The sequence below is a fragment of the Mucilaginibacter sp. 3215 genome (assembly GCF_050433785.1).
Classification (GTDB): domain Bacteria; phylum Bacteroidota; class Bacteroidia; order Sphingobacteriales; family Sphingobacteriaceae; genus Mucilaginibacter.
In genome coordinates this window covers 797,750-813,022 of sequence record NZ_JBNPWO010000001.1, presented here as the reverse complement: position 1 = coordinate 813,022, position 15,273 = coordinate 797,750, and the positions used below count along the sequence as shown (strand labels likewise).

Sequence of the window (15,273 nt, the reverse complement as noted above, 5' to 3'; positions counted from 1 at the left end):
GAAAAACCAGAGTCATTTGATATAACGGCCGTAAAAGGTATGCGTTTTTTTGACCCGCATGTACATATGACATCCCGTACAACTGATGACTACCAGGCGATGGCTGATGCTGGCGTGGTGGGGCTGATAGAACCGGCTTTTTGGCTGGGACAGCCCCGGACAGGCATTGACAGCTTTCGCGATTATTACAGCAGCCTGGTTGGCTGGGAAAGGTTTCGCTCATCGCAGTTTGGCATTAAACATTACTGCACCATAGGGCTTAACTCCCGCGAAGCAAACAATGAAAGCCTTGCAGAACAGGTGATGGAAATACTTCCGCTGTTTGCTTATAAAGAGGGTGTTGTGGGTATCGGTGAAATAGGTTTCGACGACCAAACCGCGGCTGAAGAAAAATATTACCGCTTGCAACTGGAGCTGGCCAGGGAAGCCGGCCTGCCCGTACAAGTCCACACGCCGCACCGCGACAAGAAAAACGGCACACGCCGTAGTATGGACATCGCGATAGAACATGGCATTGATCCTTATAAGGTCATCATTGATCATAACAACGAGGAGACCGTTAAAGAGGTCCTTGACCGGGGTTTTTGGGCCGCATTCACGATTTACCCCTTCACCAAAATGGGTAATGAGCGCATGGTTGAAATCGCCAGGCAATATGGCCCGGAGCGGATCATGGTCAATTCGGCTGCTGATTGGGGCATCAGTGATCCCCTGGCTGTGCCGAAAACCGCCGCACTAATGAAAATACGCGGTATCAGTGACAAAGATATCCAATTGATCACCTACGGTAACGCAATTACCGCTTTTGCCCAAAGCGGACAGCTCGATGAAACTGATTTCGCCGCGGTGAGGAACGTTGATCAAAGCGTAAAATTTGAAGGTAACAGTATATTGCGCGGCGGCCAGCAACCGAGAATCGATAAATCATCCATCATCATTAGCTAATCGTGATCTTGAGGAAACTGTACATTTATCTTCAGCTCATGCGGCCCGCCAATATTGTTACTTCGGTCGCAGATATTCTGGCGGGGATCGCTATTGCCAGTGCTCCGGGTACTTTAACGGAAAGAGCCTGGCCAACGGCCCTCCTCCTTTGCCTTTCCACAGCTTGTCTTTACGGCGGCGGTATTGTTTTTAACGATATTTTCGATGTGGAGACTGATAAGATTGAACGGCCTGAAAGGGCTATCCCCTCAGGCAAGGTTAGTTTACCGGAAGCTTCAGTGCTCGGCACGTTGTTGTTAAGCGCAGGCATTTTATTGGCATTTCTCGTTTCGGCGGCATCTGGTATACTCGCGGCAGCTATTGCGCTCTGCGCGCTGCTCTACGACAAGTTTGGTAAGCATCATCCCTTTTTCGGGCCGCTTAATATGGGGATGTGTCGGGGATTAAACCTGTTGCTCGGAGTCAGCATCATACCGGATGCGCTCAACCATTGGTCAATGTTAGCATTGGTGCCTGTGATTTACATATTCTCGATCACCCTGACCAGTCGTGGCGAAGTTCATGGGGGCAAAAGGAACAACTTGTATATAGCGGCATTTTTGTACGCCGCGGTCATCGCCTTTATCAGCTACTTTTCGTACGTTAATAACCGGCTGCTATGGTCACTGCTTTTCATCTTACCCTTTACCTGGATGATATTCAAACCGTTGCTCAGAGCTATAAGAGAGCCTATCGGCAAAAATATTGGTAATGCCGTAAAGGCCGGGGTGATCTCCCTGATATTGATGGACGCTTCCTGGTCTGCCACATTCAGCTCACTTACATTCGCCCTGATGATCGCCTGCCTCTTACCACTCTCCATGTGGCTGTCGAAAACCTTTGCAGTCACCTAATTAATTTCAATAACAATAGATCTTCCCCCGATGGAACATTTGCAACAGAACTTCAGCGTAAAATATAGTTATAACGTCTTTTTTACTTCGGCTTTATTCGCAAAGGACAATCCCCTTATGAACGATTTTCTGACAAACGCTGCTACTTCAGGCGCGTTAAGGAAGATTCTTTTTGTGGTGGATCAGGGGATGGCCGACGCCCACGAGCATTTATGCTCTGATATCAGTTCTTATTTTCAGGCGCATACTGCTGTTCATCTGGTGCCCGAGATCTTGCTGATACCCGGCGGCGAGTACGTAAAGAATGATGAACGCTATTTTGATATGATCCTCGAAGCGGTAAATAATTACGGTATAGACCGGCATTCATACATCGCAGCAATTGGTGGCGGGGCCGTATTGGATATGGCAGGTTATGTTGCTGCAGTAGCCCACCGGGGAGTAAAGCTTATCCGCATACCAACAACTGTGCTGTCTCAGAACGATTCAGGGATCGGGGTGAAGAACAGCATCAATTATTTTGGGAAAAAGAATTTTCTGGGCACATTCGCACCGCCTGCCGCTGTTTTTAATGATGACCAGTTTTTGACCACGCTGACCGACCGAGACTGGCGTTCCGGAATATCCGAAGCTATCAAAGTTGCCTTGATCAAAGACCCTGTTTTTTTCAACTGGATAGAACAGAATACACCCGCCCTCGTGAGCCGCGACGCGACAGCAATGAATTACCTGATTTGGCGCTGCGCGCAGCTGCACATGCAGCACATTGCCGGCGCCGACCCCTTTGAAAGCGGCTCATCACGCCCTTTGGATTTCGGGCATTGGAGCGCGCACAAACTGGAATATCTTAGCGGTTTCGACGTTCGACATGGTGAAGCAGTAGCCATGGGGATAGCCCTGGATACGGTTTATTCCTGCCTTTGCGGCCGTTTAACCGTTGCGGACAGTGAGCGCGTGGTAAGCCTGATCCAAAACTTAGGTTTTGAAATCAGCCATGGGCTCTTAAAGATCAACGGAGATGACAGCCCATTATTGCAGGGCCTGGAGGAGTTTCGCGAGCATTTGGGCGGGGAGCTCACCATTACGTTACTCAATGCTATTGGCGAAGGTGCCGAGGTGCATGAAATTGATACCCAGCTTTTGAAACAAGCGAGTATTGAACTATACAACCGGCAATTCGAACTTCAGCAAACGCAAATTTAAACAATACAAACATCTGCCCTCATGAAAATAAATGCAGCGCACCTGACCTATTGTACGAATATCCATCCCGCGGAGAACTGGCCGGAAACTTTCGGGGCCCTGAAAAACCATTTCCCGACAATCAGGGCTGCCCTTGCGGGGAAGGAACAAATGGGTATTGGCCTGCGCCTTTCTAATATGGCCAGCCTGGGTTTGCTGGCAGAGGAAGATAATTTAGCGGAGTTTAAACAATGGCTGTCTGATCATGATGCTTATGTTTTCACGATGAACGGTTTCCCCTATGGCGGTTTCCATAACACCGTAGTTAAGGACGAAGTGCATGCGCCGGATTGGACAACAGTTGAGCGCGTGGATTATACCTTACGCCTGTTTCATATATTGGGCGAATTACTTCCTGAAGGTTTGCAGGGAGGGATTTCAACCTCACCCTTAAGCTATAAACCATGGCATGCGGCCGGTGAGGCCAGGAACAAGGCAAGGGCGATCGCCACGGAGAATATTTTAACAGTGATGGCTGCACTTTTTAAAATATACAGTTCGGCCGGAGTCCTGATGCACCTGGATATCGAACCCGAGCCAGATGGCTTCCTGGAATCAGGTCGGGAGTTTATAGATTGGTTTGAAAACGACCTGTTGCCGCGTGGTATTTTAGTGCTGGGAGAACAGTTTGGCCTGTCTCCGGCTGATGCAGAAGCAGCTATCAAACAACACATTAACCTATGTTATGACGTTTGCCATTTTGCCATCGGCTATGAGGAACATGAGAGCGTTATTGATGAACTGGCCGCGAAAGGCATCCAGGTAGGCAAGATACAAATCAGTGCTGCCTTAAAGGCCCGCCTTCCGGTGGATTTGGCGATGAGGGACGAGGTGACCGACGCGCTTGCCAGATTCAATGAGCCAACCTATTTACACCAGGTGATCGCGAAAACCGCAAAGGGAGAATTGATCCGTTATCCGGATTTACCGGAAGCCCTGGCAGATGGTCGGAACCCGGCAGTCAATGAATGGCGCGCACATTTCCATGTACCTGTTTTTGTAGAGGATATGGGTGTTGTTCAGTCAACACAAAACGATATTGTCAGGGTGCTCAACAAATTCAGGAACGCTGCTTTTACACAACACCTGGAAGTGGAAACATATACCTGGAGTGTATTACCTGATGAGCTGAAGGCCCCCCTAACACAATCGATCATCCGGGAATTGGATTGGGTTAAAGCGCAGATATCATAAGAAAGAAACTAATATGAATAAAACGGTAGTTATCGATGTAGTAGGTTTATCCACGTCTCTGATCGGCGAGCATACGCCATTTCTTAAATCTTATACCAAAGACAGACATCTGACGCATATAACACCTGTATTACCTGCTGTTACCACCGCCATGCAGTCCGCCTACGTCACCGGTAAATTTCCTGTTGACAATGGCATTGTAGGTAATGGGTGGTATGACCGCGCGGATTGTGAAGTAAAATTCTGGAAGCAGTCAAACAAACTTGTGGAGGGACAGAAAATATGGGAAAAGGCCAAGAGCGAAGATCCATCTTTCACGAGCTCGATAATGTTTTGGTGGTACAATATGTACTCCTCTGCGGATTACTCCGTGACACCCAGGCCAAACTACCTTGCCGACGGACGAAAAATACCGGATTGTTACTCGGAGCCTGCCGATCTGCGTGACCACCTTCAGGCGAAGTTGGGGCAGTTTCCGCTTTTTCAGTTTTGGGGGCCCGGCGCCAATATCAAATCAAGCCGTTGGATAGCTGACGCTGCAATAGAAACAGATACGTTGCATGACCCGACGCTAACGCTGATATACCTGCCGCATCTGGACTATTGCCTGCAAAAATTTGGTCCGGATTTACCGGTTATTGCCAAGGACCTGAATGATATTGATAAAATTATCGAAGATCTGGTTTCGTTTTACAAGAAAAAAAATGCCGAGATCATCATCCTTTCCGAATATGGTATCTCCCCGGTGGACCGCCCGGTTCATTTAAACCGGGTATTGAGGCAAAACGGCTTGTTAGGCATCAGGATTGAACGTGGACTGGAGATACTTGATCCGGGTGCTTCCAAAGCCTTTGCGGTAGCTGATCACCAACTGGCACATGTCTACATCAACGATGCGAGCGTAACGGCAAAAGTCAAAGCGCTGCTTGAAGCCGTGCCTGGTGTTGAACGGGTGCTTACCCGGGAAGAGCAGGCCGCATATCACATCGACCATCCCCGGGCCGGCGACCTGGTCCTGATCGCTGATGAAAGAAGTTGGTTCACTTATTACTTTTGGCTGGATGACGCGCTTGCCCCGGATTACGCGCGCGTAGTTGACATCCATAAAAAACCGGGTTATGATCCTGTTGAGATGTTTATGAGCTCAAAGCTCCGCGCCGGCTACAAGTTGCTGCGCAAAAAGGCTGGTTTCAGGTATGTGATGGATGTCATTCCCCTGGATGCCGCCCTGATTAAAGGCTCTCATGGCCGGGTGGATGTACCGTCAGAATATCAGCCGGTGATCATTACCGATAACCCATTGGAAAAACAGGACCTGATAGCGACCGACATTCATGATATCATCTGGAGGCACCTGAAAAATTGATTAGCTAAGCTGGCCTTGTATACTGATTGCCGGTTGTTCAAATGATCATCCTGCCATCCGATATGGTCCTTTTTATTAACTGTTCAATATTACAAAAGCAGTTATTCAAAATTCCACCACGCAACCTGTTTGAGGGGGCTGCCTAAAGTGTAAGGCTCCCCAATACGCGGAACGTTTAGTTCGACACCCAACTCCTTTGCTGCAGGCACAAGCCTTTTTATCGGTTCGTTCCAGGGCTGGTTAGCTTCAATAAACTTAGCCCAGTGAATAGGCTGTAACAAACGGGCATGCAGGTCAGCAGCAGCCTGTGCGGGTTGCCCTAACCACAGGTGCGTCCATGGCCAATTGGGGCTATACTGTCCGCATTCCAAAAACGCCAGATCAAATGGCCCGAATTGCTGGCCTATTTGTTTAAAATGCGGCCCGTACCCGCTATCGCCACTGTAAAACAGCCTATAACTGCCAATCTGAAAAACGTAAGAGGCCCATAATGTTTTATTCTCATTCTTATACGTACGATTGCTGCGATGTTGGGCTGGGGTGGCGGTAATCCGAATACCACCGGACAACGTAATCGATTGGTTCCAATTAAGTTCGATGATCTTTTTAGGGTCAAACCCCCAGTATACCAGATCAGCGCCTACTCCCATCGGCACGATAGCCATTTTAATACGATCTTTTAATTTTTTCAAAGTTCGATAATCCAGATGATCGTAGTGATCATGAGAAATGATCAGCGCATCTATTTGAGGCATATCATCGGCGTGATAATGCTTTGTACCCGGGAATGCGGTAATCAATCCGGGCACCGGTCCGGCATGATTGCTAAAAACCGGATCAATGAGCATATTAAACTGCTCGCTTTTTATAAGTAAAGATGAATGTCCAAACCAAACGATCGTAGGTGCAGGAGCAGCTAATGAATTCAGATCGGTTTTAATCCACGGAAGTGCATGAGATGGCCTGATGGTTTCAGGACGTCTGCTCAAAAAAAGAAATTTACGTTTGACCGTCGAATCGGAAAGTTCAGCCAAATTTATAAAAGCTCCATTTTTATAATTTGGTAAAGAATCCAACCGGGTAAGTTCTTCGCCATCCGGATTTTTACCCAAAGATTTAACTACGCCGCAACCGCCGACCGTCGATAATAACAGTGCAGCCAACACAATTCCCAAACACGCTCTTTTCATGCACTAAATGATGAATGTAACGTTAAAAAACAACATTTATTTTATAAATGCGTAATCTGTCTTCCCGGCTGCCATATTCCCGCAATTTGAGCCGGCCGTTCTGAATTTATTTCAAAACATAACAAAAGACGAATTTTAAGGCAGGTGAGTTTCCGACGCAAGCCGGCCAGTGTCCGAGAACGATATTGTTGGCTATCGACGGCGAGACGAAATTATCGTGGGAACAAGGGCAGACTCAGAAACAACTCTGATAACACTTTACTCCACCTCAATTCAACGTAACCGGATCCCCCAGGGACGTGCTAATATTCGCGATTTTTAATTACAAGGTTATCTACGCTGAGATTACCGACATGGAGGTTTCTGATTACAGCTTTTTTAACCATGATTCGGCTAATCACCAATGCGCCTATAGCAATCGCGCCAATAGCCATAGATCCCAATGCTAACACAGCAATTGCTGATGCCCCGGTTGCAGAAGCTCCGGTTACCCCGACACAGTTTGTTTTGCCCGTTTCCTTTTCAAAAAGTTTCATGTGATTTTTAATAAAGTCTCTCAAATACGTAACACGACTTGCCTATAATCATTTGTAATTTCCAATTCACCGGACGGTTATTATTTAGTTGCGGAATAGCCAGACTATGCCATCCGCTACCGGATCATGTGAAAATATTTCTCCCTGTTTTCAAATAGCACCCAGATGAGCACCGCCCAAAGCACAAGCACCATCGGTATTCCCGAAGATAAAGAAATAACAGTTAACAATATGCCAACCATAACTGGAAAAATGATCACCGCGCCTAAAGCCCTGAAACGGGGAATAATCACCAGTATCCCTCCAATAATTTCGGCGATGCCGATAAGTGGCATCAGCCATTTGATCTGCATAATGGCGCCAAACATGGCCATAGCATTTGGCGGCATATCTTTTGGTACAGGCATGTAATTTAAAAACTTGTTCAGGCCTGCATTGATAAACATCAGCCCGAATAACAGGCATGCAATGAATAGGATTTTGTTTTTCATTTTTTATGTGGTTTAATTGTTTTTTAGTAATTCAATATGGACGGCCTTACACTTTCACCTTTTTCCAGTTCCCTTTTTTAAAGTAATACCAGGAAACCAGGGCTAAAAGCGCCTCCGCCGCGGGCACCGCTGCGATGGCGCCTGCCGAATGCCATCCTAAGCCTTTTGCGAGTAAGTAAGCTAAAGGCACCTGAAAAAGCCAGAAGCACCCAAAATTGATCCATGTAGGCGTTTTGGTGTCACCGGCCCCGTTTAAGGCCTGGCTCATGACCATGGCTATAGCATAAAAAATAAATCCCGAACCGATGATCCGGAGCGCCGTACTGCCAAAGTTCAAAATAACGGGTTCGGTTGTAAATATGCTGATGATGGGACGGGCAAAGAACAGGAACAGCAGCATGACGAAACTCATCAATACAGCATTATATCGCGCCGTAAGCAACACACTTTGAGCCGCCCTTTCAACATGACCTGCACCTAAATTTTGCCCTACCAGGGTCGCAGCAGCATTACTTAACCCCCAGCATGGTAAAATAAAGAAAACAAAATTCCGAAAAGCGATCTGGTAGCCGGCTGAAGCTGCTGTACCGCCGGTTTCAGCAACCAACCGTGTCAAGACGATCCAACTACCGCTTGCGATGATAAATTGAAAAGTTGCCGGCCAGGCCACAGCGATGATGGTCTTTACCACAGCGGGATCCCAATTAAAGTGAGCACTGCGAAACTTCAGAATGCCGCTGCCTTTAAACAGGTGATATACCTGGAAGGTCACCCCGCAACTCCTTCCAATTACGGTGGCCATGGCAGCGCCCTTCAACCCAAAAAAGTGGATGAAAACCGGGCAGAGAATTATGTTGATAATGCTTGCAATCCAAAGGCTTTTCATCGCCATGGCGGCGTCACCCGCGCCGCGAAAAATTCCGTTGATCAGAAACAACAGGATAATAATAAGGCTGCTGCCCAGCATGATACGGGTAAAAATAGCTCCGTCCCTCACCACTTCTTCGCTTGCTCCCATTAACTTTAAGATTTCAGGTGCATATAAAACACCAGCCATACTTACTATTATAGTTGTGATCAGGCAGATTACCAGCGCCTGGGCTCCTGCATGTGCAGCGGCTTCCGGTTTCTTTTCACCAATCCTTCGTGCTACGATTGCCGTTGCCGCGGTGCTTAAACCAATAGCGATGGAATAGACAATGGTGATCACCGACTCAGTTAAACCTACCGTGGCTATCGCGTTTTGCCCAAGTTTGCCTACAAAGAACATATCTACCACCGCAAAAACGCTTTCCAGGCTTAATTCCAGAATCATTGGGATAGCCAGTAAAAAGATGGCTTTCGGAATACTGCCTTGCGTATAATCCTGCTGCTCGCCATTAAGAGAAAGCTTAATGGCGTTCCAAAGCTTTGAGCTTGTGATCTGTAATGTACTCATCGTTGCTTATTTAAAAATTTTGTACGATTGCCGGTTTACTTTGTTGTTTTCGTAACACGATCCTGATTGATCATAAACTTAATCAACGATACAAAGATGGGACGCACGCCGTTGTTTCGCAGTGTGCAAAAGCGACAATCCCGGGGGTAATTCGCGACAAGATTATTTCCACAATGCATCCACTTCGCTCATAATCTCCACGTACCCTGCGGTTCCATGCACACGAATGCGTTGACCATCTTTAATTAGTTTGGTTGCGTTTTCCACGCCAACAACCGCAGGCAAACCGTATTCACGGGCTATTACAGCGCCATGTGTCATTAGTCCGCCAACTTCTGTAACCAGGCCCTTGATGGCTAAAAATAAAGGGGTCCAGCTTGGGTCGGTAAAGGTTGTAACCAGGATATCGCCATCTTCCAGATCAGCACCTTCTACGTTTAGCACCACTCGTGCGCGCCCTTCAACTATGCCGGAAGAAACAGCGAGACCGGCCAGGGCCCCTACCGGGATATTTTCACGGCTGTAATGACCGGTTATCACCTCACCTTCAGAAGTAATAACTCGTGGCGGTGTCAGCTTTTCATAAAATTGATAATCCGTTTTGCGCTGGTCAATAAGCTGGTAATCTACTTTTCCGGTACGCACCGCCTCCTGCAACTCTTCAAAATAAAGATAATAGCTATCTTTTTCATCATGAAGCACACCGGCTTTTACAAGGCGTTCGGCTTCCTGAAGCAAAGCCTGCTTATAGATAAAGTACCTGCTCACGATATCGTATTTCGGATATTCGCGGTAGCCGATAAAATTCCGTAATAGGTCAATCATATGCTTCGTTTCCCGGGCTTTTTCTTCACCATCGGGCAATTGTTTCAGACGTAACATTAAGTCTTGTTCTTTTTCTAAGGCTGCCTGCTTCCCCTGCTCAAATCTTCGGGTGCTCTCCCCTTGTTCGAGGTTTTTGATATTACTCAAGATCATCGGAACCAGCGCACCTGGATTTTCCCTCCATCGTGTACGGGTAATATCGATCTCACCGGCACAACGCATGCCATATTTGTCAAGATAAGCAATGAAAGCGTCGTGTACTTGCGATCCGCCCTCCAACTGGCATAACCCATTCAATAAATTATTCTGTTTTGCCCCCTGCAGATAGGCGATGACCTCCGGATAGGGACGGATCACATCCGCCAGGTCCAAAAGTTCAAGGCCCATTTCTGAGGTAATGTTGTTTGGAACAGAAAGCGACAGAACATCTGCTGCGTTGATTTCACCAAGCCACTCTTTCATCTTGTCATTGATCCAGGCCGAAGCATGGATGGCCGCCATGATCACGTTCAGATTTTTCTTTTCTAAAGACAGCTGTCTCCGCTGCTCCATGTCATCGAGGATGCAATCAAATACATACGGTCCTGTTTTTATCCGGATGTTGTCTTTCAATGCTGATACCGACCTTTCGCTGCTGCTCATGAGATCGGCCACAATCCCGGCATCGGCTCCCGCTTCCGCAAGTATATCCGTCGCCGACATCCCATGATGACCTTTAACCTGTCCGGGAATATTGGCTTCAAGGTCCTCTTTTATAAAGTTTCGATCGATTACAGTCGTCAGTGCGTCTTTTATGAGCGGATCTGAATGCCCCAACACATTCAACAGATTTTCCCTGCCTGCCGGCGAAGCCAAGCCCTTCGAGATATCAACAAATAACCTTCCGCCAGCCATTTTGAACATCGCGCGGTTTCCGGTTAACATCCAAACGGATATGCCGAGTGGTTTAAATGCATCAGTCATCATTTGTTGATGTCCTACAGATACATAAACCCGGTTCTCCTGATCGTCTGCCGCTGGCACAGGATATAATGTGGTGATTGGCCGGCTTTGCACGATATAGAATTTGTCATCACTTAAACACCATTCAATATCCTGTGGATCGCTGAAATGTGCTTCGATTATCCTGCCCGTTTGTTCGAGTTGTAAAATTTGCTCGTCAGTTAATGCTTGCATGCGTTGTTGCTCCGGCCTTACCTCTTTTTGCTCAGTACCACCATTTTTAACGATCTCAATAGCAATCCTTTTCTCTGAAATCTTCTTTTCAATAATTCTTGACTCACGCACCTGGTAATTATCGGCGTTAACCAAACCAGAAACCAGTGCTTCCCCCAAACCAAAGCTTGCATCTATCGAGCTCACTGTCCTGTCACCATTAACCGGATGGGCCGTAAACAGCACGCCTGCTACCTTTGCAGCTACCATTTGCTGTACAATAACAGCCAGGTAAACCTTGCGGTGATCAAAGCCATTCTGAAGCCGGTAGATTATGGCACGTTCCGTAAAAAGAGATGCCCAACATTTGCTGATGTGTTTTAAAATAGCGGCTTCGCCGATAACGTTCAGGTAGGTATCCTGTTGCCCGGCGAACGATGCGGTTGCTAAGTCCTCCGCTGTCGCACTTGAACGAACGGCGTAAGCGTAATCACTACCATATTGGTCCATACACGCAATGATCTGGCTTTTCAGTTCCTGAGAAAGAGCTATTGATTCGATCAGCGTTCTGATCTTTTTGCTTATTTCATTGATCTCGTTCCTTTGGTTTTCGGTTAGCAATGCTAATTGCTCCAGCAATGAATTATACTGCTGATCGTTCCCAACAGTGTCTTTAAAAGCTTCAGTGGTTATACAAAAACCGTCAGGCACATTAAGCGCCTTAATCTTGTATAATTCTGCCAGATTTGCGCCCTTGCCCCCAATTAGCTTAATAGCCGTTTTATCAGCCTCTCTTAAATCAACAATGTATAAACTTTTGTTTTTCATTATGCTTTACTTGTCTTTAAACTGATTGACTGTTTCACTCATAATTGCAATCGATCCTTCCAAAAATTTTTCGATGATTTTCAAATCTTCTTCAGCGAAGGAACCGATCAATTGCTCCGAATGGCTGCGATAATCTTTGTAAAGCGGGGCCATGAGCTGCATTATCTTTTCAGTATCCGGCACTACCAATACTTTTCGCCTGTCCGTTTTCGCAAATTCTCTTTTGACCAGGTCTTTTTTCTCAAACCTGTCAATCAAACCTGTAACAGCGCCGCTGGTAAGCCCTGTTACTTCCATAAGTTCGCCGGCTGTCATGGCCCCTTTCACCAGGAAAAAGCCCAGGTATTTCTGATCGGTACCTGATAGTCCGGCTTTTCGGGCAATATTTTCATGCATTTGAATGGATGTATAAGCATACAACTGGCTTAGTTTTCTTATCCGGGTAATAGCTTCGCTTTTCACAATATCTTTGTAACTTTGATTATCTTAGTTACAAAGATAATTTTATTTTATTAATTGAAAGAAGTAATTTAGAAATCGGTGAATATAATTACGTTGTTTCCGCCTCCCGACCTTGACGAATATGTCACTGGTATGCTGATCATTGAAAGCAAAACCCTCAGTGCTGATTTTATTTTGCCGCTTTATGCCAATGGCTGCCCTACACTGGTGTTTCAAACGGCGTTAGGAAAACGTTCTGGATCGGATACCGGATATCTTAACCTCTATGCACAAACAATCCAACCGGAAACGCTCATGATCAAACAGCCTTTTACGTTGATTGCCTTTTTATGCTCCCACATATCGTCCAGAGCTTATTTGGTGTAAGTGCCCGTGAATTAACCGATAGCTATCTCGACTTAAGCGAGATCTCACATTTTTATCGCCATATTATTGATACTAAGTTTTTTTAATTGAACCACGGCCACTTTCCCTTTTCCTTCTGTAATATGGTAGAACTGGTTTACCTGCAAATTACGAAACCGTTGAACAGTATGGCTGCCAGCCCATGTTATTTCAAGCTCTTCGATAAGCCCGGCATGTCCTACCCCTATTTCCGCCTGTATGGGCGATGAACCAAAACTACCACCCGAGTTTAAGTCGCGGTAAACACTTCTTTTAACACCATTGTCAACAAATGTTATTTTTAACCGACTGCCAATGGCGACCTTATTACATTTCACCCCTTCTGCCTTTATACTTATCCAGTTATTATCGTTCTGACCAGGGTTTACATACAAGGCACTGGTATAGGCATCGCCGGCGTAAGCCCCGCCCATTTCAATGAAGATATCCTGTAAACCACGGTTCCTGAAATCTGCAAACGCGACGCCGTGGCCTTTTTGCAGGTTTCCCGTCCCGGAGACGCCTGTAACGTCGTCAAACCGCTGTCCGTCTACGTTCCTGAACATCTTATTGGGTATAAGGGAGCCAAAATCGGGGTTGCCTGTGCCAAAATACAAGTCGGGAAAGCCGTCGTTATCAATATCACCAAAGTTTGCGCCCATGCTGAACACTACTTTATCAAGGCCCGTTTGTTTGATAACATCAGTGAAAGTGCCGTTATGGTTATTTTTATACAGGTAAATATTTCCCGCATTGGGTATGGCCTTTCCGAGCGCTTCAGCAGCCGAATAATATCCCAGCGGGGCCTCGAATTTGTAATCTGCAATCAGGATATCCTGCCAGCCATCATTGTTGTAATCAAAAAACCAGGTAGTAAAAGTACTGTTGGTATTTGCCAATATCCCCGATTGTTTGGTAACGTCTTCAAAGTCGGGGATATTCCCGCTGTTACCTTTATTTTTTAAAAGGTACTTACGCCCGTCCATTGTCGAAATAAAAACATCCGGCCATCCGTCATGGTTAAAATCTGCCGATGTAACCCCTTTCACGTATGACATTACATCGCAATGTGCTTTATGGCTAACCTCAGTAAAGGTGTTGTTCCGGTTATTTATATAAAGCATGCTCCGGTGGATATTGACGCTGTCGCCGTTGTTAAAACCCTCCGCTCCTACAAATACATCGAGCCATCCGTCATTATTAAAATCGGCCCAGACTGCCGCCTGGGTAGGATGATAAAAAAATAACCCGGCAGGTATCGCCACATCCGTGAATGTGCCATCGCCATTGTTACGCAGCAGGGAGGCAGGCTGGTTGCCAAAACCGTTTTTTTTCCAGGCACCCCGCAGTACAAAAATGTCCATCTTCCCATCGTTGTTGTAATCAGTTTGCTGAATATTCAGCCCACCTGTAAACTTCCCCAACCCGCTTGTTTCAGACTTGTCAATAAATGTTCCGTCCTGATTATTTTGAAAATAATGCATGTGATCATCAAGTTCCGTTCCCGAGGTTACTATATCAAGGTAACCGTCGTTATTAAAATCATCCGCTATAACGCCACCCGCCCTGCTATTCAGTTTAATACCAACATCGGCAGCCAGATCGGTAAACGGCCTTATTTTTGTCGCGGATGTTTTATTGAGATTTGGGATTAAAAAGGGCTTGGGCACACTATCGGGGTAATGCCCCAGTGTCATGTAAGCGATATTGAGCATCCAGCGGGATTCCAGGTCGGCCGGATGCTTCTTCAAAATACTTTCATAAACTGCAATGGCATGTCGCGAACCTGTTTGATTCACGTGAATTGCATCACCCCTTATAGGATAAGTACATGACATCCGGTTGTGGTTCAACATACAATTAGTCCGTTCGCCTAACCGCATGTAGGCCAGTGCCATATCCGGTTCAAATAAATCACGTTTTGAGCTATCGGCTCCCCTCGCCATTTTTTCGTAGATGGTAACGGCCTGTTTTTCGTCACCCGTTTCCAGTAACAGCTTGGCTTTGGTATTTAAAAGATAAAAATCATTTTCCCGGCCCGGCAGTTTAAGCAAGCTATCGCATTGCGCCACCTTCGCTTCGGGACAAAACGGATTACGGCTGTTGTAATCCTTTTGATTCAGACCGGCAATGATCCGGATCATTTTACCCTCCGATGAATCATGGCATGACATAACAAATGACATGGCCAGTATCAAAAGCAAAAATTTTGCATAAATACTTAACGACGTCTTTTCACGGGCCAAATTCAAAGCGAAATTGACAATTACATTCTTCGGCATTCCTTCAGTAAAATTAGCTACACATTATTTTTTCTTAAGATC

Annotated in this window: 13 protein-coding genes; 6 read left to right on the top strand and 7 right to left on the bottom strand. The window is 46.3% G+C overall.

Going from position 1 to position 15,273, the window contains the following annotated elements; all coding sequences use genetic code 11:
- Positions 1–39 precede the first annotated feature (39 nt).
- From ABIC84_RS03415 to ABIC84_RS03395, 5 genes are read left to right on the top strand one after another with little or no spacing between them, the layout of a single operon-like run.
- The gene (locus ABIC84_RS03415; protein ID WP_254780078.1) at positions 40–945 is read left to right on the top strand and encodes a TatD family hydrolase; all 906 of its coding nucleotides are present in this window, start codon (positions 40–42) and stop codon (positions 943–945) included.
- A gap of 8 nt (positions 946–953) precedes the next feature.
- The gene (gene eboC / locus ABIC84_RS03410; RefSeq protein WP_429262662.1) at positions 954–1,838 is read left to right on the top strand and encodes a UbiA-like protein EboC; all 885 of its coding nucleotides are present in this window, start codon (positions 954–956) and stop codon (positions 1,836–1,838) included.
- A gap of 30 nt (positions 1,839–1,868) precedes the next feature.
- The gene (locus tag ABIC84_RS03405; protein ID WP_429262661.1) at positions 1,869–3,041 is read left to right on the top strand and encodes a 3-dehydroquinate synthase; all 1,173 of its coding nucleotides are present in this window, start codon (positions 1,869–1,871) and stop codon (positions 3,039–3,041) included.
- 21 nt (positions 3,042–3,062) lie between these two features.
- Positions 3,063–4,274, top strand: coding sequence for a metabolite traffic protein EboE (gene eboE / locus ABIC84_RS03400; protein WP_429262660.1), 1,212 nt, complete (start codon positions 3,063–3,065; stop codon positions 4,272–4,274).
- A gap of 13 nt (positions 4,275–4,287) precedes the next feature.
- A complete protein-coding gene (locus ABIC84_RS03395) occupies positions 4,288–5,640 on the top strand; it encodes an alkaline phosphatase family protein (RefSeq protein WP_176627215.1) in 1,353 nt (450 codons plus the stop codon).
- Positions 5,641–5,741: 101 nt separating this feature from the next.
- Here the strand turns inward: ABIC84_RS03395 and ABIC84_RS03390 are convergent, their stop codons facing one another.
- From ABIC84_RS03390 to ABIC84_RS03365, 6 genes are all read right to left on the bottom strand, one after another.
- Complete coding sequence (locus ABIC84_RS03390; RefSeq protein ID WP_176627217.1) at positions 5,742–6,830, bottom strand: MBL fold metallo-hydrolase; 1,089 nt, start codon at positions 6,828–6,830, stop codon at positions 5,742–5,744.
- A gap of 302 nt (positions 6,831–7,132) precedes the next feature.
- On the bottom strand, positions 7,133–7,366 hold the full coding sequence (locus ABIC84_RS03385) for a hypothetical protein (RefSeq protein ID WP_176627219.1): 234 nt from the start codon (positions 7,364–7,366) through the stop codon (positions 7,133–7,135).
- A 116-nt stretch (positions 7,367–7,482) separates the two neighbouring features.
- Positions 7,483–7,857, bottom strand: coding sequence for a DoxX family membrane protein (locus tag ABIC84_RS03380; protein WP_090526117.1), 375 nt, complete (start codon positions 7,855–7,857; stop codon positions 7,483–7,485).
- Between the two features lie 46 nt (positions 7,858–7,903).
- Entirely contained in the window at positions 7,904–9,295 is a 1,392-nt protein-coding gene (locus ABIC84_RS03375; RefSeq protein ID WP_429262659.1) for an MATE family efflux transporter, read from the bottom strand.
- Positions 9,296–9,457: 162 nt separating this feature from the next.
- Positions 9,458–12,103, bottom strand: coding sequence for a rifamycin-inactivating phosphotransferase (gene rph, locus ABIC84_RS03370; RefSeq protein ID WP_429262658.1), 2,646 nt, complete (start codon positions 12,101–12,103; stop codon positions 9,458–9,460).
- A 6-nt stretch (positions 12,104–12,109) separates the two neighbouring features.
- Positions 12,110–12,565 (bottom strand): MarR family winged helix-turn-helix transcriptional regulator, encoded by a 456-nt coding sequence (locus ABIC84_RS03365; RefSeq protein ID WP_429262657.1) that lies wholly within the window; start codon positions 12,563–12,565, stop codon positions 12,110–12,112.
- A 78-nt stretch (positions 12,566–12,643) separates the two neighbouring features.
- On the opposite strand from ABIC84_RS03365, the gene ABIC84_RS03360 reads away from it, so the two are divergent.
- Positions 12,644–12,931, top strand: coding sequence for a hypothetical protein (locus ABIC84_RS03360; RefSeq protein ID WP_354483521.1), 288 nt, complete (start codon positions 12,644–12,646; stop codon positions 12,929–12,931).
- Positions 12,932–12,975: 44 nt separating this feature from the next.
- Here ABIC84_RS03360 and ABIC84_RS03355 read toward each other — a convergent pair whose 3' ends face one another.
- Positions 12,976–15,231: an FG-GAP-like repeat-containing protein gene (locus tag ABIC84_RS03355; protein WP_429262656.1), complete on the bottom strand. Its 2,256-nt coding sequence runs from the start codon at positions 15,229–15,231 to the stop codon at positions 12,976–12,978.
- Positions 15,232–15,273 lie beyond the last annotated feature (42 nt).